Here is a 22,056-nt window from a genome sequence, read left to right as displayed (position 1 = left end):
GGGAAGCTTATGTTTACTAGGTATGGACACCTGCTTCTTGAAAAAGAAATTGGATAGGTTGATGAATCGAAATCCCCCTTTGTTTTAAAGGGGCCAGGGAGATTTTTTTTGTATCTAAACTGTTACATCCATTCCTGTCTAAGTAGTCCCAAAAAAATAAAAAGTGGCGGTTAAATCTGTTTTTATAATTTGATTTTATGATGAGCTCTGTTCAACCCATTTCAGGGTTGTAAGGAGATTGAATAGGCTTAATGACCCTGGGTTGACACCGCAGGGTTATTATTATTGAAGCCCTTCAGGCTTCTTCAGTTGCCGAGTATTTTTTATTTTATATCAGATTATTAAACCTGAAATAGGCAATTGACCTTCTATTACGAAATGGAATCATTCTATGAGAAAAGACAAGACTGGGAACCCATATGCATAATATGGCTTAAAGCTCAGGTTTGAAAATTAATTATAGCATTTTAAATACTCCATTAACCACCTGCCTAAAATAAACTGAACACGAAAAAATACTGATTTTAAAACCTGATAAAATAAACGAGTCCACAGGCCTACAGTATAGGGCCTAAACAAGGGTAACCGGGGGTTTCAAACTTCTACTACAAATTTGGAGGGGTTGAACTTTAACAGAAATGACAAAACTTGGTTAAAGTAAAGAGGAATATAGTATCCATTAGGTGATCTTGAAACATAGAATGACTATTTGAGAAGAAGGCTCATTGGAATCTCCAGCAGACCAAGACAGCCGCACCCTTTCCCTCCACCGTAGCCCCCCAAAAAAAGGGTTCGCAGTGACGGTTAGGTTGGTTTTTTAGATGATTTTATCTCGAATTAACCCACATTGCAGCTTTTGGTCGTTAAATTAGAAATTTCAGTTTATTTTCTGTTTTTAATCTGCAAATTATTCGTACCCCCCTACGATCAAATTTTTTTACGCTCTCCACGGGACCTTCATTTGGTTTGTAGTACACAGAGGGTATTGGATTTGGGATCTAAAGATCAGTACTTTACGGGATGTATTTCAAGTTCTCTTTACGAAAACACCCCCAATCAGGAAAGCTATGCGGTTACTACCGTCTGGTGGAGAGTTACCGTAATGCGGACAACAGGATATGCCACCGTACCATTCTGAATGTAGGATTCATTGAGGACACCACCCCAGAGCAGCTCAATAAGATCCAGAAGCACCTTACCGATAAATATGAGCAAAAGACATCTCTATTTGATCAGGAAGAAGATCCTGAGGTCAAACGATATGTTGAAGATTTTTGGCAGCGTATCCTATTATCAAAAAAGCTGGACATCAAGTCAGCAGAGAAACTGTCGCGCATGGTCAACATGGACACACTTCAGCACAGCAATGCAAGGGAGATCGGAGCGGAGAACATAGCTTATCAGACATGGGAGAAGCTGAACCTAACGCCGTTGCTGCTTTCGGTCGGCTTCAGCCCCGAACAGGCCAAGCTTGCGGCCACACAGGTTGTAAGCCGTGCGGTATACCCGGCCTCAGAGCTGAAAACCGTGCGCTGGATAAAGGAAAACTCTGCGGTGTGCGAACTTACCGGGTACGAGGCAGACAAAGTGACAAAAGACAGGCTTTACAAAAGTGCCCTTGACTTGTACAAGGCCAAGGATTCAATCGAAAAGCACCTGTCCAGACGTACCAACGAGCTGTTTGACCTGGAGGATAAGATCATTCTTTACGACCTGACCAACACCTATTTTGAGGGAGAAAAGCGGAACAGCCAACTCGCAAAATTCGGAAGGAGCAAGGAAAAGAGAAACGACGCAAAGCTCATTGTGCTCGCCCTGGTGGTCAACGTGGAAGGCTTCATAAAATATTCCTCCATTCTGGAAGGAAACATTGCCGACTGCAATACCCTATCGGCAATGATCGAGAAACTCGCGTCCCATACCTGCCGTGGTCCTGCAGTAGTGGTACTTGATGCCGGCATCGCCACAGAGGAAAACCTCAGACTTATCGAAAGTAAAGGGTACCGATATCTCTGTGTAAGCCGTACCCGGCTGAAAGATTACAGCTATGTTCCCGGAAGGCTTACCACCTTGCTGGATACAAAATCAAAGCAGACCATCAGACTCAGATCAGTCAATACAGAAAAAAACACCGATTATTACCTTGAGGTCAAAAGCCCTTCCAAGGAAAAAAAAGAGGAAGGGATGAAGCTCCAGTTTGAAAATAGGTTTGAGCAGGAACTCCAAAAGATACACAACGCACTGCACAGCAAGGGAGGAACCAAGAAAGCTGACAAAGTCCACCAGCGTATAGGCAGGGCCAAAGAAAAATACCCGTCTGTCCAGCGTTATTATGACATTACCGTAAGCAGTGATGCGAAAACAGGTCTGGCCACAGAAATCACATGGAAAAAAGACCCGGACAGGCATCAGGAAAAAAATGAAAGCCTGGGCGTCTATTTTCTCCGGACCAACCTGAATGTACAGGAAGAGTATGTGGTCTGGAATATTTATAATACCATCAGAGAGATAGAAAACGCATTCCGTACCCTGAAAACCGACCTGGACCTAAGGCCTATCTACCACAAAAACGACGACGCCACCATGGCACACCTCCATCTGGGGATATTGGCTTACTGGCTGGTCAATACGGTAAGGCATCAGTTAAAACACAATGGCATAAAAAACTGCTGGGGAGAAATTGTCAGAATAGGCAATACCCAGAAGGTAATCACTACTTCGGGGACCAACACATACAACAAAACCATCACCACCCGAAAATGCACAGCACCCAACAAAAATCTAAAGCAGATCTACGATATCCTCCAAACCAAATACCAGCCATTTACCAAACGAAAATCCGTAGTACACAAAACGGAAATCGAAAAAATTGAAAGACCTGAAAAACAGATACTTCTGAGCGGTTAGCTGCAATGTGGGTTAAGGTTGGTAGGCGTACCCCAATCTCCAATTTGTATTTCTACCGGAAAGCTTATGTTTACTAAGTGTGGACACCCGCCTCTTGAAAAAAAATTGAATAGGTTGATAAATCATAATCCCCCTTTTCTTCAAAGGGGGACAAAGGGGGATTTTTTCGTAAACATTCTAAAATATAAGCTTGAGATAGTATGAAATTCCTGACTCGTCCTAAAATTAGTTTACCGATTATTTTTTAAATACTGGTATAGGGTTACAATCCCGTATAAATGCCCCTAGCCCCCTTGAAGGGGGAATTGCGGCGAAATGACAATTCAAGTTCTTTTGGTATCATTGTTACGGGCTGAGGAAATATAAGGTCAGGTATGCACTCGTAAGTCTTGAAAGCACAAAATCCCCCTTTTCTTCAAAGGGGGACAAAGGGGGATTTTTTCGTAAACATTCTAAAATATAAGCTTGAACCCGGATTATGTAATAGAATTCGTGATGAGTGTTGCAATCGCAAGAAAATCAGGCTGTTTGGAGATTTTAGCATAGCACCGCTATGGTGAAATTGAAAACAGCAACGAAGTGGCTGATTTTAAAGCGATTTCAGCACGTATAGAATGTCTATTGCATATTTCGGGTTGAAATAGTATGACATTAAGCCGAGACTGCCACGCCCTTTTCTGCCACAGAATTCCTCCCCCAAGGCAGTGCGATTAACCTTTTATTAGCCTTCTGACCTTGAGTATTTTAGCTTAATAATAAACTTTCTCGCTAATCAATTTTCTTTTGTTGGAAAAAATTTTACATTTGTTAACCATATGGTTAAACCATACAGTTAAATGACAGAGAAAAAGTTTAATCAAGACACAGAGGCGAAAATTTTGGAGGCAGCCAAGGAGGTTTTCCACCAGAAAGGAATGGATGGAGCCCGAATGCAGGAGATCGCAAATGCAGCGGGCATCAATAAAGCCATGTTGCATTATTATTTCAGAAGCAAACAATTGCTTTTTGAAGCGGTGTTTAAAAATGCATTTTCCTTATTGGCTCCACAACTCAATAAGGTCTTAAATGATGATTCTTCGGTTGAGGAAAAGGTTAAAAGCTTTACCCATAATTATATTTCCTTTATGAAGAAGCACCCTTACCTACCCAATTTTATCATTCAAGAATCTAACCGCAATCCCGGATTTTTTGAAATGATCAAGAACAGTAATGGCTTTCCATCACTTGATAAATTCAAAAAACAAGTAGCACTTGAGGTCGAACAAGGGATTTTGAGACCTACAGATGGTGAGCAATTATTTGTAACCATTGTCTCGATGAATATATTTCCCTTTGTTGCGAAGCCACTTATTAAAGGGTTTTTGAAAATGGGAGAGGGTGACTTTGAGCAGCTAATGGAACAACGTAAAAGGGTTGTTTCAGAATTTATTATCAACTCAATTAAAAAAACATGAAAGGGATTTTAATATTTATCCTGGCGATGGTTCCCCTTCTTGTACCTGCACAGCAGGTACTCACCTTGGAAGAGTGCCTTAACCTTGCTGAAACGAATTATCCGCTTGCACGTCAAAAGGTTTTGTTGGAGCAACAATTTCAATCTGAGGTCAATGTGCTCGAATTGCAGAAGCTTCCAAAGCTAGACCTGAATGCGCAATCTACCTATCAATCTGAAGTAACCAGGATTCCTATAGAATTACCGAATGCTGATATCCAACCGCCTAACAAGGATCAATATAGAGCAACACTAGATGTCAACCAGTTGATTTATAATGGAGGTAGCATTGCGGCCAACGCCAGGTTAAAACAAGCAGAATTAAAAACCCGGCAACAGGAGGTGGAGGTTACCATTTATCAGGTTAAGGAACGTGTTAATGGTACTTTCTTCAATGTTTTACTCCTTCAGGAGCAAGAAAAGCTTCTGAATTCAAAAATGGAATTATTGCAGGAACGCTTTAACGAAGGGTTGTCTGCTGTTAAAAATGGAATGGCGCTACCATCCTCCAATCAGCTCTTACAAGCTGAAATGTTACTATTGGAGCAGCAAAAAGTTCACCTCAAATATGAACGCAAAAAAGCTTTGGAAAGCCTTTCCTCTCTAATTTTTAAGGAAATAAACCCAGAAGATACACTGGTAAAGCCTGAGATTTTATTTTCTTCAAATAACCCTTTAAATCGTCCGGAATTAAAACTATTTGAGTACAAGGAATATCAGTTGGAACTTTCTAAGGATTTAATTGATAAAGAAAAATCCCCCAGTGTAATGGGATTTGCTCAGGCAGGTTATGGAAATCCTGGGTTAAATATGCTGGACAATTCCTTCCAGGAATTTTATATGGTAGGCTTAAAGTTTAACTGGAGGTTATTTGACTGGGGCAAGGCCCAGGAAAAAAAGCACAGCGTAGAAGCATTGAAGCAAGTAGTGGCTACAGAAAGAGAAACTTTTGTGCTCAACAATGAAATCCAATTGCAGGAAGCTTGGGAGGATATTAGCAAGTACAAAGAAATTCTTCAGCATGATGCATCCATAGTAAATTTGAGGGAAGCAGTAATTGCATCAAAAACCTCCCAATTTCAAAACGGAACCATTACTTCTTCTGATTATATCATCGATCTCAATAAGCTCTATGATGCAAAAATCAATCAAAAGTTGACCGAATTACAATGGGTAATGAGTCAAGCCAGGTATCAATTAATTAAGGGTGACTTTTAAAATGCGAATAAAAATGAAAACCTTCAAACTATTTTTATCAAGTATTCTTCTAATGGGTGTTCTATCCTGTAACAATGAAGAGAAAGCGGATGGTTATGGCAATTTTGAGGCAACTGAGATTACCGTTTCAGCCGAATCTGCTGGAAAGCTATTGTTCTTAGCCGTTGAGGAGGGGCAAGTGATCGAAGAGGGGGCAATAGTAGGGTTGGTAGATACCTTGTCTTTGTTTTTGAACAAGCAACAATTGTTGGCCTCAAAGGAAACAGTATTCTCAAAATCAGGAAGTGTTTCTTCGCAGATTAATGTGCTTAAAGAACAATTAAAAAATGCAGTTTTAGAGTTTGATCGTGTCTCAAAAATGATGGCCGATGGAGCCGCAACACAGCAGCAATTGGACCGAGGGAGCAATCAGGTAGAAGTACTTAAAAGACAGATCAAAAACGTTCAAACCCAGCAGTTGCCTATTGAGAAAGAGGCATTGTCCTTTGATGCCCGAATAGCTCAGATCGATCACCAAATTGCTCAAAGTACTCTTAGGAACCCAATTAGTGGAACTGTTTTGGGAAAATTCGCTGAGGCAGGTGAAGTCGTTGCTTTCGGAAAACCGCTCTATAAAATTGCTGACCTGAACGAGATGCTTTTAAGGGTTTACATCAGCGAGACTCAGTTGCCAAATATCACCATTGGGCAAGAGGTAATCGTGAAAATAGATTCAAATGACGGGATGAAAGAATACAGTGGTACGGTTAGCTGGGTTTCATCAACCGCAGAGTTTACCCCTAAGATTATCCAAACAAAAGAAGAAAGAGTAAACCTGGTCTATGCAGTAAAAATTAAAGTGAAAAACGACGGAGCTCTTAAAATAGGCATGCCAGCAGAAATGTGGATAGACAATTTTGAGACAAAATAATTAACAAACCAAAGGTTAAACCTATTTCATTATGGAAAAACATCAGTACAATGTCGATCTCAATTGGCAAGTAGATAGAAAAGGACTAATGTGTTCTCCAGAATTTGAAGAGCGTGATTCTGCCACATCTAACTGTATAGAAGTGGCAACGCCTCCTGAATTTCCTAAGGGGATGCCCAATATCTGGTCACCTGAACATTTATTTACTGCCTCTGTTTGTAGTTGTTTGATGACCACTTTTTTGGCAATTGCGGAGAACAGTAAGCTGGCGTTTTCAGCATTTAGCTGTAGTGCAAAAGGGATATTGGACAAAGAAGACGGCAAATATGCCATGACAGAAATTATTTTAGCCCCTACAGTGACCATTGATGATGAAAAAGACAGAGAACGTGCAGAACGTATTGTCCAGAAGTCGGAGGCTGCCTGTTTAATATCCAATTCAATAAAAACGAAGATTTCCCTGAATATTACCATTAAAATAAAGCCATAACAATGGGTATATCCCTTGACCAAATCAGCAAATCCTATAAGGGATTTAAAGCCATTCAAAATATATCATTTGAGGTAAAACCGGGTGAATTATTTGGAATTATCGGCCCTGATGGAGCTGGGAAAACCACTTTGTTTAGGATTCTAACCACTTTGCTCGTGGCGGATTCAGGAACTGCCAGCGTAGCCGGTATGGATGTAGTAAAGGATTATATTGCTATTCGCAAATCAGTAGGCTATATGCCTGGGAAATTTTCATTGTACCAGGACCTGACTGTGGAAGAAAACCTGCAATTTTTTGCGACAATTTTCGGTACTACGCTGGAAGAAAACTATGATTTAATCAAGGACATTTATGAACAGATAGAACCCTTTAAAACCCGGCGTGCAGGGAAATTATCTGGAGGAATGAAGCAAAAGCTTGCACTTTGTTGTGCATTGATTCATAAACCTAAGGTGCTTTTTCTGGATGAACCCACTACTGGAGTGGATCCGGTTTCAAGAAAGGAATTTTGGGACATGCTGAAGCGTCTTCAGGAAAAAGAAATCACTATTTTGGTTTCCACTCCTTATATGGACGAGGCGGCTTTGTGCGATAGAGTGGCCCTAATGCAAGATGGGCATATCCTGGAAATTGACAGTCCGCAGCATATTGTGCAAAAGTATCCTAAAGCGGTGTATGAAGTTGGGGCAAAGGAAAAGCATAAATTGATACAAGTGCTCCGGGATTTCCCAAACTTCTATAGTGTATATCCTTTTGGGGAGTTCGTCCATTATACAGATAACCGGACCGATTTAGAAATACCTGAATTGGAAAATTACCTGAAATCAAAGGGGCTTTCAGAGATTTATATTGGGCTTACTGAACCTACCATTGAGGATGTATTTATGGAATTGGCAAGAAAATGAGCGAAGAAAATGTTATAAAGGTCGTAGAATTAACGAAAAAGTTTGGTGATTTTCTAGCTGTTGATGCCATAAGTTTCGAGGTAAAAGCTGGTGAAATTTTCGGTTTTTTGGGGGCCAATGGGGCGGGGAAAACCACGGCCATGAAAATGCTTATTGGCATTTCGAAACCAAGTTCAGGGGAAGCAAATGTTGCAGGATTTGACGTCTATACTCAAACAGAGCTTATCAAGAAAAATATTGGCTATATGAGCCAGAAGTTTGCGCTCTATGATGATTTAACGGTAAGGGAAAACATCACCTTTTTTGGTGGGATTTACGGTTTGTCCCGATCCACCATAAAGGAAAAAATAAAGGTATTGGTGGCTGACCTGAAATTAGAAAATATTATTGATCAATTGGTTGGTGCTTTGCCGCTGGGTTGGAAGCAAAAGTTATCCTTTTCAGTTTCCCTATTGCACGACCCAAAAATTGTTTTTCTGGATGAACCTACGGGTGGTGTGGACCCGATTACCAGGCGGCAGTTTTGGGAGATGATCTACAATGCTGCTGATCAGGGAACGACCATATTTGTAACGACGCACTATATGGATGAGGCAGAATATTGTGACAGGGTATCTATAATGGTCAATGGTAAAATTGAAGCGATGGATCGTCCAAAACGTTTAAAAGAGCAATATGAGGCAAGTAACCTTAATGAGGTTTTCTTGAAGTTGGCACGCAACAGTAACTCGGAATAAAATGCAGGGCATTATAATTTTTGAAAAATGAAACGTTTTATTGGGTTTGTAAGGAAAGAATTTTACCATATTTATAGGGATAAAAGGTCGCTGTTTATCCTTTTTGGGATGCCTATTGCCCAAATTTTATTATTTGGTTTTGCCATTACCAATGAAATCAATAAGGTGGAAATTGCTATCCTTGATCATGCTAAGGATGCGACAACCATTGAAATTATTCATAAAATGGCCTCTTCCAAATACTTTTCTATCAATCGATACTTAGATGCTGAATCCCAGGTAGAAGGTGTTTTCAAACAGGGGGAAATTAAGGCGGTAATAAATTTTGAAAAGGACTTTGGTGAGAAACTTATAAAAAATGGACAATCCACCATACAAGTAATCGCAGATGCTACTGATCCAAATACGGCCAATTCCATTACCAATTACATACAATCCATCATTCAGCAATACAATCAGTCCATCATCATCAATCAAGCAGGGAGCTCTCAGGTTTTTATGCAAACCCATATGGCATTCAACCCTGAGATAAAGAGTGTTTTTATGTTTGTACCTGGGGTGATGACGATTATCCTAATGTTGGTTTCTGCCATGATGACTTCCATATCCATCACAAAAGAAAAGGAGCTAGGGACCATGGAAATTTTGTTGGTATCTCCTCTTAAGCCTTTTCAAGTAGTTTTAGGTAAAGTTGTACCTTATATTCTGCTTTCAATCATTAATGCAACAATTATCGTATTACTAAGTATTTTCATTTTCAAAATGCCAGTTCAGGGTAGCTTGATTTTGTTGGGTTTAGAAAGTGTTTTATTCATTATTACCTCATTGTCTTTGGGGATTTTAATATCAACCATAGCTGAGACCCAGCAAACAGCCATGATGATCTCATTGATGGGACTGATGCTCCCTGTAATCCTCTTGTCAGGGTTTATTTTTCCTGTCTCCAGTATGCCACTTCCCTTACAGCTTATTAGCAATATCATTCCGGCCAAATGGTTTATCATTATTATCAAAGGAATCATGTTAAAGGGAGTAGGGATAGCCTTTGTATGGAAAGAGACTGCGATCCTTATTGGGATGACGCTATTTTTTATGGGAGTAAGTATCCACAAATATAAAATCAGACTGGAATAATGAAAACCATCGGATATTTGATTCAAAAAGAGTTCAAGCAGATCTTTAGAAATAAAGGAATGCTTCCTATTATTTTTATTCTACCTATCATCCAACTCCTTATTCTGTCCAATGCTGCTACCTATGAAGTAAAGGACATTCGTTTCGGATACATCGATTCGGATCATAGTACTTCTTCTAGGACATTGATTGAGAAGTTCAGTTCATCGTCTTATTTCGATCTACTGCCACCTTTTTCCTCTTTTGAAGAGGCGAATTCAGCGATGCTTGAAGGAAAAGTAAATGTCATTTTGGAAATCCCTAATGATTTTGAACGGGACCTGATCAATAATAATAAGACTGGATTAGGGCTTACTATTGACGCCATAGATGGTGCGGCTGCAGGAGTGGAGAGTGCTTACGTTAATCAAATTGTGCAGGGCTTTAACCAAAGTATTTCACTACATTCTGCCAATAGGAATAATGTCAATGGACATTCTGGGCTCATCACCATTATCCCATCCTATTGGTACAATATTACCTTGGATTATAAAACCTTTATGGTGCCGGGTATTTTAGTGCTTCTGGTCACCATGATCACATTGTTTCTTTCGGGAATGAATATCGTGCGGGAAAAAGAAGTAGGGACACTGGAACAAATTAATGTTACGCCGATCAAAAAAAGTCAATTTATTATCGGCAAGCTTTTTCCATTTTGGCTGATTGGTTTAGGATTGCTGACCATTGGGCTGGTGCTTGCAAAAATTATTTTTGATATTCCCATACTTGGGAGTTTGGGTATCCTTTATTTTTATACTGCGATCTATTTGTTGGTGATTCTAGGTATTGGTCTTTTTATTTCCAATTTCACAGACACCCAACAACAAGCCATGTTTATTGCCTGGTTTTTTATCGTGATTTTCATTCTTATGAGTGGCTTGTTCACTCCCATAGAGAGCATGCCAAAATGGGCGCAAATGATTACGACCTTTAATCCCATTAGGTATTTTGTAGAGGTGGTGAGAATGGTAATGCTAAAGGGCGCGGGATTTACGGAGATTCTTCCTCAGTTATGGAAGACCCTGGCTTATGCCATCTTGGTGAATGGGTTGGCTGTGTACAGTTATAAAAAAGTAAATTAAGTTCGATTTGAAGAGGTGTAAAAATGTAAGGTAATGAAAACGACTTGATAGATTTTGAGTTTTCAGGGCTTGCGAGTTCCTACCTGATTTTACATTTCTTCAGCCCAATTCAATGATACCAAAAAAGGTTAAAATTGCATTCTGCAGCAAATCCCCCTTGACAAGGGGGCGTAGGGGGATTATTACGGGAAAGTCCTGCTATCTCAAGTTGAATTTTCAGAATGCTTACGTAAAAATCCCCCTTTGTCCCCCTTAGAGAAGGGGGATTTTGAGTTTTCAGGACTTACGAGTGCGTTACTTGCTTTAAATTAAGTCAGGCAATTTCAGTGTCACCAATTCCGAGATAAAATACCTTTTGTGTTTTCCGCTTATTTCAGGCCCAATGGACCAAGGCAAGTTTTATGAAAAACATGAATACTGCAGGTAGACCGTAAAATATAAGTACCGTAAGCCTATTGAAACGGTGCATAAACCAAAGGACAATTACTGGTCTAATAAGTCCAAGTATCGTCCCTAAAAGGGCAATAAAAAACAGGATGTTTATGCCAGTGGCTACTGTTTCCATGTTTATAAAGATAAAAAAAAGGGACAACTTTACGCTGTCCCTTTAATGGTAATAAACTTGTTATTTATTTTTTACGCTTGATCTCTTCCATTTTGTACCCTTCGAAGGTATCACCTTCCTGGATATCGTTGAATCCTTTAATGGATACACCACATTCGTAGCCGTATTTCACTTCGCTAACATCATCCTTGAATCGTTTCAAGGCACTGATTTCACCTTCATGAATTACGATACCATCCCTGATAATTCTGATTTTGTTTTTACGGTTGATAAATCCATCCGTAACATAAGAACCAGCGACTGTTCCGATCTTAGAGATTTTGAATACTTCTCTTACTTCAATATTACCTGTGATCACCTCTTCAAATTCAGGTTCAAGCATACCTTCGATGGCATCTTTTATCTGGTTGATGGCATCATAAATAATGGAGTAATGTCTGATTTCAATTTCCTCTTGCTCGGCAAGACGTTTTGCATTGACAGAAGGTCTTACCTGGAAGCCTAAGATGATCGCATCAGAAGCGGAGGCAAGCAATACATCAGATTCGGAGATTTGACCTACGCCATGGTGAATGATATTTACATTTACTTCCTCTTTAGAAAGTTTCAGTAAGGAATCAGACAATGCTTCTACTGAACCATCCACATCACCTTTGATAATGATGTTAAGTTCTTTAAAGCTACCAATGGCCAATCGTCTACCGATTTCATCCAATGTGATATGTTTCTTGGTACGTAAGCTTTGCTCTCTTTGTATTTGTTCTCTGGAGTTGGCAATTTCTCTTGCTTCTCTTTCAGAGTCATATACTTTGAATACATCACCCGCCTGAGGAGCACCACCTAAACCAAGTACCTGTACTGGAGTGGAAGGTCCTGCCGCATCGAGTTTTTTACCCAAGTGATCAAACATCGCTTTAACCCTACCGTGATGTTGGCCAGCCAATATGATATCACCAACATGTAATGTTCCTGCCTGTACCATTACTGTAGATACATAACCCCTACCTTTATCAAGGGAGGCTTCTACTACTGTACCGACAGCATTTTTATTTGGATTTGCTTTGAGCTCTAGTATTTCAGATTCAAGCAATACCTTTTCCAATAATTCGTCTATACCTGCACCTGTTTTGGCAGATATGTCCTGAGATTGGTATTTACCACCCCAATCTTCTACCAGAAGGTTCATATTGGCCAGTTCTTCCTTAATCTTTTCTGGATTGGAGTTAGGCCTATCTATTTTATTAATGGCGAATATCATTGGAACACCAGCTACCTGAGCATGGTTTATAGCTTCTTTTGTTTGAGGCATGACATTGTCATCCGCTGCAATTACAATGATGGCTACATCCGTGATTTTAGCACCTCTGGCACGCATGGCTGTAAAGGCTTCGTGTCCCGGTGTATCTAGAAACGCAATTTTGTGTCCACCTGTTGTTTGTACATCATAGGCACCAATATGCTGGGTGATCCCACCTGCTTCACCATGGGTAACTTTTGCCCTTCGGATATAATCCAATAGGGAAGTCTTACCATGATCAACGTGTCCCATAATGGTGACAATCGGAGCCCTTTCTATTAGTGTATCTTCATTTTCCTCTTCGATTACTTCAGTCTCTTCTTCGTCGGTTTTCGTAAACTCAACATCATAATTGAATTCATCTGCAATTATAGTAATTGCTTCAGCATCCAATCTTTGGTTGATGGAAACGAACATTCCAAGACCCATGCAAACAGAGATGACCTCATTTACTGTCACATCCATTAAGGAGGCCAGGTCATTTGCTGAAATAAATTCCGTTACACGTAATATTTTGCTTTCCTCAGGAGTCTCGCTAACTTCCTTCGTTCTGTCAGAGCGCTTGTCTCTTCTGTTTTTGTTTTTTCCACCGGATCGTCCTCCACCTTGCAGTCTTGCAAGTGTTTGTTTGATTTGATCCTGAATTTCTTTCTGAGTTGGCTCTTCTTTTTGGAAGCGTGGGTTTTGCCCTCTTCCTCCTGGTCTTCCGACACCACCTCGGTTGTTGCCTTTTCTGGCTCCACCACCTTGTCCTGGTCCACCTGGCCCTCTATTGGCAGGTGTTGTAGGTCTCGCTCCTTCTGCGGGTTTGATAGGTCGATTATCAATCCGTTTTCTTGGACGTTTTTTCTTCTCCTTGTTGCGTTCATCAGAAGAGGCAACAGGTTTTGATTTTTTCTTTGGTTTGTCTTTAGGAAGTTCTATTTTTCCCAATACAGTCAAACCCCTAAGGGATTCTGCTTTAGCAGAAATCACCTTGTCTTCAGTCTTTTCGATAGGTTTCTCCGGTTCTTTAGTTGCTTTTTCTTCAGTAATAGGCTTCGATTGGGCAGTAGTCTCCTTTGGAGCAGCAGGTTTTGCTTCTGGTGCTTTCGCTGGAGGGGTGCTTTTTTCTTCTGCTTTTGGAGCAGGCGTTTTTGCCACAGGTTTTTCGGGTATTACTGGAGCAGGAGTAGGTTTAGGAGTAGTCGTTTCCGGTTTTGACTCGGCTTTTTGAGGCGCTGCTTTTTCTTCTTTGGCTTCAGGTTCCTTTTTAGGCTCTGGCTTAGGCTCAGGCTTTATTGGTTCTTGTGCTACAGGTTTTGGAGTAGGAGGAGCAGGTTTTTCCACTTCCTTTTCTGCCTCAGGTTTTGGCTTGGATTTATTGGCATCCAGGTCAATTTTCCCAACTACTTTAATTCCTTGTAGTTTAGGCGCTTCATTGGATATTTTGTCAGCAGGTTTTTCCGCAGGTTTCGTAGCCTCTACTGGAGGAGCTGGAGCAACCGGCTTTTTTGGCTCTGGTTTTTTGATTTCTTTTTCAATCTCAGATTCAGACTCTGCCTTAATGGTAAAGTTTTCATTGTGCCTTTTGCCTATAGATAGATGGGAGGCCTCTTCCTTTTCTTGGGCAGAAGACTTGAACTCTTTGGCAAGCATACTATAATGCTCCGAACTTATTTTAGAGTTCGGATTGCTTTCTACCTCAAAGCCCTTCTTGGCCATAGACTCAACGATGGTGGAAACACCCACGTTAAGTTTTCTGGCTACTTGGCCTAATCGCATCATTTTTTCTTCTGACATACTAATACCTATTCCTGTATTTATAATAATGCAAATATAAAGGGGATAACGAATTATCTGTCGTTATTTGCTATTCAAATTCTTGTTTTAATATTTTAAATATATCGGCAATTGTTTCTTCTTCCAGTTCGGTTCTTCTAAGAAGGTCCTCTTTGGTCAAAGCCAATACACTTTTTGCGGTATCTAAACCTGTCTTTTTCAATTCCCCTATTACCCAACTTTCAATTTCGTCAGAAAATTCAGATAGATCAACATCTTCTTCATCCTCATAACCTGATAGTTCTCGGAATACGTCAATTTCGTATCCCACCAATCGGCTAGCAAGTCTAATATTAAACCCACCTTTACCTATGGCTAAGGAAACCTGATCTGGCTTCAAATATACCGAAATCCTTTTGGCTTCTTCATTTACTTGGAGTGAAGTTACCTTTGCAGGACTTAACGCTCTGGAAACATACAAGTCAAGATTGTCTGTGTAATTGATAACATCAATGTTTTCATTTTGTAGTTCTCTAACTACAGCATGAATCCTGCTACCTTTCATACCCACACAAGCTCCAACTGGGTCAATACGGTCATCATAAGATTCTACCGCCACTTTTGCCCTGTCACCTGGTTCCCTTACTATTTTTTTAATGGTAATTAGACCATCATATACTTCAGGAACTTCATTTTCAAATAACCTTTCCAGGAATATTGGTGAAGTTCTCGAAAGAATAATTCGTGGATTACCATTGATCATTTCCACTTTATGAACAATTGCCCGGACAGTATCTCCCTTTCTAAACCTGTCCTTTGGTATTTGCTCTGATTTTGGCATGATCAATTCATTGCCTTCAGCATCCATAAGTAGAATTTCTCTACCCAGTATCTGATATACTTCTGCAGTTATAATTTCACTTACCAGCTCCTCATACTGTTGGAAAAGTAAATCCTTTTCCAAATCTTTGATTCTCTGGATGAGTGTCTGTCTGGCCATCATCACTGCTCTGCGACCAAAATCTTCTAATTCTATTTTTTCATAAGTCTCTTCACCGATTTCAAAATCTGGTTCGATTTTTTTGGCTTCAGCCAAACTAATCTTATCATGATCCCAGATGTCCTCAGAGTTGTCGTCAACAATCTGTCTAATCCTTACGATTTCTAAATCACCTTTGTCCGCATTGATGATAACATCAAAATTTTCATCAGTTTCATACTTTTTACGAATCATCGCCCTAAATACATCTTCGAGAATGCGGATCATTGTTGGTCTATCCACATTTTTTGATCTTGCAAACTCTGCAAATGATTCAATCAGAATTTTAGCATCCATTGTTTTTATTTGAAAGAGACTAATACAATTGATTTCTTTATTTGGTCAAAAGGTATGTTGAGAGGTTCTTCAACAATCTTTTTTCCTTTTTCTTTTTTCTTCACCATTAACTGAATCGCTCTCTGGTCTACTTCAGTGAGTTTTCCTTCCGTTACCTGACCCTCTTCAAGGGTTACTTTCAAATTTCGGCCGATATTCTTTTCGTACTGCCTTCTAGAACTTAACGGAAAATCTACTCCTGGAGATGAAACTTCCATCACATAAGCAGTGTCCATCAGCTCTTTAGCTTCTATTTCTTCACCTACAGCTCTACTAACCACAGCACAAGCATCAATATTTATGCCGTTATCCGCATCAATTAAAATGTGCAAAGATTTCTTATTGCCCTTTTCTACAATTTGTACATCAACGACAAAATGGCTGCTGTCAGGCAGGTGTTTTTCCACTATTTCTTCTATCGTTTGCTTCAAATTCATATCTTTTTGCTTACTTGCTTCTGGTTTTTGTTCCACAAATGATCAATAAATGAAAGAGGGGACTGTGTGTCCCCTCTGTTGTCATGAATTAACTCAGGCACAAATGTAATAAAATTATTTTCCTAAAAAAAGTATTGAAAGTTTGATAAATTTGCCTCATGCAATCAAAAAAGTTAAAAATATACAATACCCTTTCCAGAACTAAGGAAATATTCGAACCTATTAGCCCCCCAAATGTAGGCATGTATGTCTGTGGACCCACGGTTTACGGTGATGCACACCTTGGGCATGCAAGGGCAGCAGTGTCCTTTGATATCGTTTTTAGGTACCTTAGATTTCTGGATTATAAAGTTCGTTATGTCCGAAATATTACTGATGTTGGTCATTTGGAAGCAGATGCCGATGAAGGAGAGGATAAAATAGCGAAGAAAGCTAAGCTTGAACAACTCGAACCTATGGAGGTGGCACAACAATATGCCTCTTCCTACCATAGAGACATGGAATTGCTAAATACCCTCAGGCCAAGTATTGAGCCTCGTGCTACCGGGCATATTCCAGAACAGATCAAATTGATTGATGAAATAATTGACAATGGTTTGGCCTATGTGGTGAATGGTAGCGTGTATTTCGACGTTTTGAAATACAATAAGGAGGAAAAGCAATATGGCATATTGTCTGGAAGGGTAGTCGATGAATTAATGAGTGGTAGCCGTGAACTTGACGGTCAATCTGAGAAAAAAAATCCCGTGGATTTTGCCCTCTGGAAAAAAGCTTCTCCGGAACACCTGATGCGATGGGATTCTAAATGGAGTGTAGGTTTTCCTGGATGGCACCTGGAGTGTACTGCCATGAGTTCTAAATACCTGGGAGACAAATTTGACATCCATGGAGGTGGAATGGACCTAATGTTTCCGCATCATGAATGTGAAATTGCCCAAAGCAATGCAAGCCATCATACCGATCCGGCCAAGTATTGGATGCACAACAATATGATTACGATTAATGGGCAGAAGATGGGCAAATCTCTCGGAAATTTCATTACCCTTCAGCAACTGTTCAATGGTGATCATGAGAAGTTGGAGCAAGCCTATAGTCCCATGACCGTTAGGTATTTTATATTGACGGCACATTACCGTTCCACACTGGATTTCTCTAACCAAGCCTTGCAAGCTGCCCAAAAAGGGTATAAAAAATTGATCAATGGGCTTAGAATTACCTCTCAATTGCGCTATAGAGCAGATCCTGATGTGCTTGTTGACGAAAACAATGTGGCTCAAATTGAGAAGAGTATCGCTGCTGCGTTTGATTCTATGAATGATGATTTCAATACAGCTCAAGCCATTGGCCATCTCTTTAACCTGCTGAAAAAGATCAACAGTCTTTATACCGGACAATTGCATCCAGCTCAGTTGGGTAAAGAGGTTTATGATAAATTGATTCAGACCTTTAATGTCTTTATTAAAGAGATTCTTGGTTTGATAGAAGAAAAAGGGGATAACCAGGAGGAGTTATTAAAAGTGATCATTGACCTGTATAGCAATGCCAAATCAGCCCGAGATTATCAAAAAGTAGATGAAATCAGAGCGGCATTGAAAGGAGTTGGTGTGATAATTAAAGACATGAAGAATAGTGTAGATTGGGCATATGAAGAATAATAAAAGGATAGGTGTTTTATTTATTGGGTTTCTGCTGTTGTTTGGGGCCTGTGGTGAAAACACCAGCAACGAAAATGCTTCCACAGAAGTAATAACCTACAAGGCTGCACCTGAGTTTAATGCAGATTCCGCGTATGCATATATACAGCAGCAGGTAGATTTTGGCCCTCGGGTACCCAACACTGAGCCACATAGACTCACAGGCGACTGGATAATTGAAAAACTTGAAGGTTTTGAGCTAACAGTAACTGAGCAGGCTTTTGAGGACAAAGCCTATGACGGCAAAGTACTCCAATTGAGAAATATAATTGGAAGTTCTAAACCCGAAGCGTCTAAACGCATCTTATTAGGGGCGCACTGGGATACGAGAAGGATAGCGGATAAGGACACTCAGGATCTTGATGATCCAATAGACGGAGCCAATGATGGCGGCAGTGGTGTTGCTCTTTTGTTGGAAATTGCCCGTGTGTTGCATACAGATACTTTGCAGCCTAATGTAGGAATAGATTTTATCTTCTTCGATGGGGAAGATGATGGGGAGCCAGATCACAGAAATTTCCGGGACAACAGCCAAATTTGGTGGTGTCTGGGTTCTCAGTATTGGTCCAAAACGCCTCATGTAAAGGGTTATTCCGCATACTATGGCATTTTGGTAGATATGGTCGGGGGAAAAAATGCCAGATTTTATAAGGAGGGCTATTCGGTGCAATATGCCAAAAACATAGTAGACAAGGTTTGGAGTCAGGCCCATCATTTGGGTTTTGGAGATTTTTTCCAAATGCGAACCGCTGAGGCCATCACAGATGACCACCTTTTTGTCAATCAGAATGCCAATATTCCTATGATAAACATAATAGAGTATAGCCCTGATTTTGGCTTTGGACTTTACCACCATACCCATAAGGACAATATGGAGATCATAGACAAGAAGACCCTTTCCGTGGTTGGGCAAACTGTTTTGTTTACGCTTTTTCAAGAATAATACTATTAATATAACGCTTCATTCCAGATGACCATTCCAGAACTTATCTCAAAAACCTTCGAGGAAAAGTACCAGGAAAGCCCCTTGATTGTCCGTTCTCCGGGAAGGATCAACCTTATAGGTGAGCATACCGATTACAATGAGGGTTTTGTGTTGCCTGCGGCCATTGACAAGTCCATCTACCTTGGCTTTGCCAAAAATAGCAGCAGAAATTGTTGTGTTTTCTCCCTTGATTTTCAAGAAGAAATGACTTTTTCACTGGATGACCTGAAACCTGCCAAAGGTTGGGTAAATTTTGTGATGGGCGTGGCCAATGCCATTCAAAACAATGGAAACCGGTTGGAGGGATTTGACTGTGTTTTTGGCGGTGACATTCCCATAGGGGCAGGCCTTTCTTCTTCTGCCGCCTTGGAAAATGGTGTGGGCTTTGGCCTGAATCAGCTGTTTGATTTACAGTTGGAAAGGCTGGAATTACTAAAATTTTCCCAACAGGCCGAACATGAATTTGTAGGCGTAAAATGTGGGATCATGGACATGTTTGCTTCCATGATGGGCAAAAAAGACCAGGTCATCCGTCTGGATTGCCGTTCTTTGGAGCATTCTTATTTCCCTTTGGAATTGGGGGACTACCAATTGATCCTATGCAATACCAAAGTGGCCCATTCCCTGGCTGAATCTGCCTATAACCAAAGGAGGGAGGAATGTCAGGAAGGCGTAAGTCAGGTCAAGAAACATTTTCCAGAGGTGAAATGCCTTCGAGACATAAGCCTATCAATGCTGGATAAAGCCAAGGGCGAAATGTCTGCGGTGGTTTACAAGCGTTGTGCCTATGTGATTCAGGAGAATGAACGCCTGATAAAAACCTGTGAGGCATTGGCCAAGCAGGACCTGGAGGCGGTAGGACAATTTCTCTATGGCTCTCATGATGGGCTTTCCCTTGATTATGAAGTGAGTTGTCCCGAGCTTGATTTTTTAGTGGATTATACCCGGGAATTGCCCTATGTATTGGGTGCCAGAATGATGGGTGGGGGATTCGGAGGATGTACCCTAAACCTAATCAAGAAAACCGATAAAAAAGCATTTATCGCCGCCATTTCAGCCGCCTATGCCGACAAGTTCAATAGGCAAATGGAAAGCTATGAGGTGAACGTTGCGGATGGTACGGGGCTTATCAATTTATAGGTATTAGGAAAGCCAATGGGGTACTTCGGAACTGGGGTGGGGTACTTCAGAAACTACCCATTGGGGTTTATAATCTCAATTATTCCCTTAAAACAGGGAGGGGGTACTTAAAACTGACAAGCTTGGACCTTTTAACTCGAATTTTCCAGTTCAGAACTCATATTTTTCACCTAAAACCTGAAAAATTCGACCAAAAACTGACAGAAAACAGGGTAAAAACCGGAATATATGACAAAATTTCAGGAAAAGTCATTGGATAAGGTCAAATTTTCCAGGTTCAGAAGTGGGGAGGGGTACTTCGGAACCTACCCATTGCAGTTATTTACTTCAAAATTCCAGTTCAGAAGTGGGTAATTGAAACTTTTAACCGAAAATTTCCGCCTTTTTGGCAGTATTTTTTAAGTTTTAACCAAAGCATTTGACCAAAAACTGACAAGGGAGAAGGTTAAAAGTAAAGCATTTCGGTAAAATGCTGGTTTATATAGGGTTTTTGAATTAAACTCGGATCAAGAAAAAGGATTTCCTGTGCTTTCTTATGCAGGGTTGAAATCACTATAAAATCAGCAGTTAAGAGATTACAAGAGGCAACTGACTATTTGGGGGTAAATCTTGGGTATAGGAGAACATATAGGTTTCCGGCATTTTCCGTTTGTTAAATGTTTGTAAACGGTTTCCAAACGGTTAGAGCGAAATATACATTAAACCTATCATTTTTCTAAAAACCCCTTTTTAAAGGCCATAAAGGGTTTTTTATTTAGAAGTATTTAGTTAGTTTAGGGGTGTATAATAGATATATACGCAACTCCCCAGCAAAACATAGCTTTATACAATTGTTGGCGTGCATTAAAAGAATGAAACTCAAATCACTTCATATAGTTCTCCTGTTGATGCTCTCAAAGTTCAATTTTGGACAAGCGCCAGACATTCTGAATTATAAGGAGATTTCAATCAATGAAATAACATGGAAGTCCACAAAGGCAGACTTGATTCGACAATTCGGACAACCTGACACGACCTATGACCCGAAGTTTGAATGCGGACCCTACTCGACAGAACAACAGGACATTCAAAGTGTAGACTTATTTCACTACCAAGAGATTGACTTTTTAGTAGTAGATGAGAATGTTGTTTTCCAAGAAATCTACTTCAATGAAAAGAACAACCTACAACTGAAGACTGACAAGGTAACTCTTGACTTTTCGACCACGACTGAAGAACTGAAAGAGTACTTCCCAGTTTCGTATAAGACTTGGCTTACAGATGAATATGGAATATTGAGACTTTGGCCTTGTGAGAATTGCGACAGTGAAATTTGGTTGCATATTAAAGACGGTCATATAGGTCGGATTCAATTTTGGGATCCATGCTGAAAATAACAACTAAAACAGCGATTTTATTCTCATTCAATATCATTTTGATAAATCTGATAAACGGGCACTTCTTTGCTCCCAATGGCATTACCTATACGCCAATCGTATTATCTGCTATGACTATTGTCATGACTTTAGGAGCTAAGACTTTGAAACCTATAAGTTTAAGTGGAATTGTAACGGGATTTATTATTCTGCATGACGTTGGAATTAAACTTTATTCAGGCGGAACACATGACAGAGAAGGACTCGGGTGGATTCATGCATTATTATTTATTGGATTGGTTCTTTCCTATGCGATACTTCTGTTCGGAATCTTTAAAAGAAAAGAAGCTGAATTGAAAGAGAAAATAATTGCAGCTTTGATTTTACCCGTAGCAATTTCAATCCACTTATACTTCTTCACTGACCTAGGACTAGGACGACATTATTGGTATGAATGGAATAATTAAAATAAAAAACGACACGCCAACAATCGCTATAAAACATGCCCTTCGGGACACGTTTCATAGCGG

At 40.1% G+C, this 22,056-nt stretch carries 18 protein-coding genes; 14 read left to right on the top strand and 4 right to left on the bottom strand.

What is annotated here, in order from left to right:
* The first annotated feature begins 1,020 nt into the window (after positions 1-1,020).
* The 9 genes from AC0L7T_RS27600 (at position 1,021) to AC0L7T_RS27560 (ending at position 10,917) form a co-directional block, all read left to right on the top strand.
* Entirely contained in the window at positions 1,021-2,907 is a 1,887-nt protein-coding gene (locus tag AC0L7T_RS27600) for an IS1634 family transposase (RefSeq protein ID WP_473340023.1), read from the top strand.
* 836 nt (positions 2,908-3,743) lie between these two features.
* The gene (locus AC0L7T_RS27595; protein ID WP_473340022.1) at positions 3,744-4,361 is read left to right on the top strand and encodes a TetR/AcrR family transcriptional regulator; all 618 of its coding nucleotides are present in this window, start codon (positions 3,744-3,746) and stop codon (positions 4,359-4,361) included.
* Positions 4,358-5,617, top strand: coding sequence for a TolC family protein (locus tag AC0L7T_RS27590; RefSeq protein ID WP_473340020.1), 1,260 nt, complete (start codon positions 4,358-4,360; stop codon positions 5,615-5,617). Before AC0L7T_RS27595 ends, AC0L7T_RS27590 begins: the two co-directional genes overlap by 4 nt.
* A gap of 13 nt (positions 5,618-5,630) precedes the next feature.
* On the top strand, positions 5,631-6,527 hold the full coding sequence (locus AC0L7T_RS27585; RefSeq protein WP_473340019.1) for an HlyD family secretion protein: 897 nt from the start codon (positions 5,631-5,633) through the stop codon (positions 6,525-6,527).
* 31 nt (positions 6,528-6,558) lie between these two features.
* A complete protein-coding gene (locus AC0L7T_RS27580) occupies positions 6,559-7,017 on the top strand; it encodes an OsmC family protein (protein ID WP_473340018.1) in 459 nt (152 codons plus the stop codon).
* A gap of 2 nt (positions 7,018-7,019) precedes the next feature.
* Entirely contained in the window at positions 7,020-7,925 is a 906-nt protein-coding gene (locus tag AC0L7T_RS27575) for an ABC transporter ATP-binding protein (protein ID WP_473340016.1), read from the top strand.
* Positions 7,922-8,662, top strand: coding sequence for an ABC transporter ATP-binding protein (locus AC0L7T_RS27570; RefSeq protein ID WP_473340015.1), 741 nt, complete (start codon positions 7,922-7,924; stop codon positions 8,660-8,662). The genes AC0L7T_RS27575 and AC0L7T_RS27570 overlap by 4 nt, the downstream gene beginning before the upstream one ends.
* A 27-nt stretch (positions 8,663-8,689) precedes the next feature.
* Positions 8,690-9,796: an ABC transporter permease gene (locus tag AC0L7T_RS27565; RefSeq protein WP_473340013.1), complete on the top strand. Its 1,107-nt coding sequence runs from the start codon at positions 8,690-8,692 to the stop codon at positions 9,794-9,796.
* Positions 9,796-10,917 carry an ABC transporter permease gene (locus AC0L7T_RS27560; RefSeq protein WP_473340011.1) on the top strand — a complete coding sequence of 374 codons (1,122 nt, stop codon included), beginning with the start codon at positions 9,796-9,798 and terminating at the stop codon, positions 10,915-10,917. The genes AC0L7T_RS27565 and AC0L7T_RS27560 overlap by 1 nt, the downstream gene beginning before the upstream one ends.
* A gap of 373 nt (positions 10,918-11,290) precedes the next feature.
* Here the strand turns inward: AC0L7T_RS27560 and AC0L7T_RS27555 are convergent, their stop codons facing one another.
* From AC0L7T_RS27555 to AC0L7T_RS27540, 4 genes are all read right to left on the bottom strand, one after another.
* Positions 11,291-11,482 (bottom strand): hypothetical protein, encoded by a 192-nt coding sequence (locus tag AC0L7T_RS27555; protein ID WP_473340010.1) that lies wholly within the window; start codon positions 11,480-11,482, stop codon positions 11,291-11,293.
* A 64-nt stretch (positions 11,483-11,546) separates the two neighbouring features.
* Positions 11,547-14,561: a translation initiation factor IF-2 gene (gene infB / locus AC0L7T_RS27550; protein WP_473340008.1), complete on the bottom strand. Its 3,015-nt coding sequence runs from the start codon at positions 14,559-14,561 to the stop codon at positions 11,547-11,549.
* Between the two features lie 70 nt (positions 14,562-14,631).
* Complete coding sequence (gene nusA / locus AC0L7T_RS27545; RefSeq protein ID WP_473340006.1) at positions 14,632-15,876, bottom strand: transcription termination factor NusA; 1,245 nt, start codon at positions 15,874-15,876, stop codon at positions 14,632-14,634.
* A gap of 5 nt (positions 15,877-15,881) precedes the next feature.
* Positions 15,882-16,352, bottom strand: coding sequence for a ribosome maturation factor RimP (locus AC0L7T_RS27540; protein WP_473343402.1), 471 nt, complete (start codon positions 16,350-16,352; stop codon positions 15,882-15,884).
* A 158-nt stretch (positions 16,353-16,510) separates the two neighbouring features.
* Between AC0L7T_RS27540 and cysS the strand changes: the two genes are divergently transcribed.
* The 5 genes from cysS to AC0L7T_RS27515 all read left to right on the top strand — a co-directional run bounded on the left by cysS (position 16,511) and on the right by AC0L7T_RS27515 (position 21,993).
* Positions 16,511-18,007: a cysteine--tRNA ligase gene (cysS, locus tag AC0L7T_RS27535; RefSeq protein WP_473340004.1), complete on the top strand. Its 1,497-nt coding sequence runs from the start codon at positions 16,511-16,513 to the stop codon at positions 18,005-18,007.
* Positions 17,997-18,989: a M28 family peptidase gene (locus AC0L7T_RS27530; RefSeq protein WP_473340002.1), complete on the top strand. Its 993-nt coding sequence runs from the start codon at positions 17,997-17,999 to the stop codon at positions 18,987-18,989. The genes cysS and AC0L7T_RS27530 overlap by 11 nt, the downstream gene beginning before the upstream one ends.
* 27 nt (positions 18,990-19,016) lie before the next feature.
* Positions 19,017-20,171, top strand: coding sequence for a galactokinase (gene galK, locus AC0L7T_RS27525; protein ID WP_473340001.1), 1,155 nt, complete (start codon positions 19,017-19,019; stop codon positions 20,169-20,171).
* A gap of 851 nt (positions 20,172-21,022) precedes the next feature.
* Entirely contained in the window at positions 21,023-21,541 is a 519-nt protein-coding gene (locus AC0L7T_RS27520; protein WP_473339999.1) for a hypothetical protein, read from the top strand.
* The gene (locus tag AC0L7T_RS27515) at positions 21,535-21,993 is read left to right on the top strand and encodes a hypothetical protein (protein WP_473339997.1); all 459 of its coding nucleotides are present in this window, start codon (positions 21,535-21,537) and stop codon (positions 21,991-21,993) included. Before AC0L7T_RS27520 ends, AC0L7T_RS27515 begins: the two co-directional genes overlap by 7 nt.
* The last annotated feature ends 63 nt before the right edge of the window (positions 21,994-22,056 follow it).

The sequence above is a fragment of the Cyclobacterium sp. 10D3-21 genome (genome assembly GCF_055809755.1).
Note: the sequence above shows the minus strand (reverse complement) of the source record. Positions and strands in the feature narration are given on the sequence as shown.

Bases quoted from the DNA above. Each gene is read 5' to 3' on its own strand.
- infB (WP_473340008.1), bottom strand. From the start codon at position 14,561: ATGTCAGAAGAAAAAATGATGCGATTAGGCCAAGTAGCCAGAAAACTT.
- AC0L7T_RS27555 (WP_473340010.1), bottom strand. From the start codon at position 11,482: ATGGAAACAGTAGCCACTGGCATAAACATCCTGTTTTTTATTGCCCTT.
- AC0L7T_RS27515 (WP_473339997.1), top strand. From the start codon at position 21,535: ATGCTGAAAATAACAACTAAAACAGCGATTTTATTCTCATTCAATATC.
- AC0L7T_RS27575 (WP_473340016.1), top strand. From the start codon at position 7,020: ATGGGTATATCCCTTGACCAAATCAGCAAATCCTATAAGGGATTTAAA.
- AC0L7T_RS27580 (WP_473340018.1), top strand. From the start codon at position 6,559: ATGGAAAAACATCAGTACAATGTCGATCTCAATTGGCAAGTAGATAGA.
- AC0L7T_RS27530 (WP_473340002.1), top strand. From the start codon at position 17,997: ATGAAGAATAATAAAAGGATAGGTGTTTTATTTATTGGGTTTCTGCTG.
- AC0L7T_RS27600 (WP_473340023.1), top strand. From the start codon at position 1,021: ATGTATTTCAAGTTCTCTTTACGAAAACACCCCCAATCAGGAAAGCTA.
- AC0L7T_RS27595 (WP_473340022.1), top strand. From the start codon at position 3,744: ATGACAGAGAAAAAGTTTAATCAAGACACAGAGGCGAAAATTTTGGAG.
- AC0L7T_RS27590 (WP_473340020.1), top strand. From the start codon at position 4,358: ATGAAAGGGATTTTAATATTTATCCTGGCGATGGTTCCCCTTCTTGTA.
- nusA (WP_473340006.1), bottom strand. From the start codon at position 15,876: ATGGATGCTAAAATTCTGATTGAATCATTTGCAGAGTTTGCAAGATCA.
- AC0L7T_RS27570 (WP_473340015.1), top strand. From the start codon at position 7,922: ATGAGCGAAGAAAATGTTATAAAGGTCGTAGAATTAACGAAAAAGTTT.
- AC0L7T_RS27565 (WP_473340013.1), top strand. From the start codon at position 8,690: ATGAAACGTTTTATTGGGTTTGTAAGGAAAGAATTTTACCATATTTAT.
- AC0L7T_RS27585 (WP_473340019.1), top strand. From the start codon at position 5,631: ATGAAAACCTTCAAACTATTTTTATCAAGTATTCTTCTAATGGGTGTT.
- AC0L7T_RS27560 (WP_473340011.1), top strand. From the start codon at position 9,796: ATGAAAACCATCGGATATTTGATTCAAAAAGAGTTCAAGCAGATCTTT.
- cysS (WP_473340004.1), top strand. From the start codon at position 16,511: ATGCAATCAAAAAAGTTAAAAATATACAATACCCTTTCCAGAACTAAG.
- AC0L7T_RS27540 (WP_473343402.1), bottom strand. From the start codon at position 16,352: ATGAATTTGAAGCAAACGATAGAAGAAATAGTGGAAAAACACCTGCCT.
- galK (WP_473340001.1), top strand. From the start codon at position 19,017: ATGACCATTCCAGAACTTATCTCAAAAACCTTCGAGGAAAAGTACCAG.
- AC0L7T_RS27520 (WP_473339999.1), top strand. From the start codon at position 21,023: ATGAAACTCAAATCACTTCATATAGTTCTCCTGTTGATGCTCTCAAAG.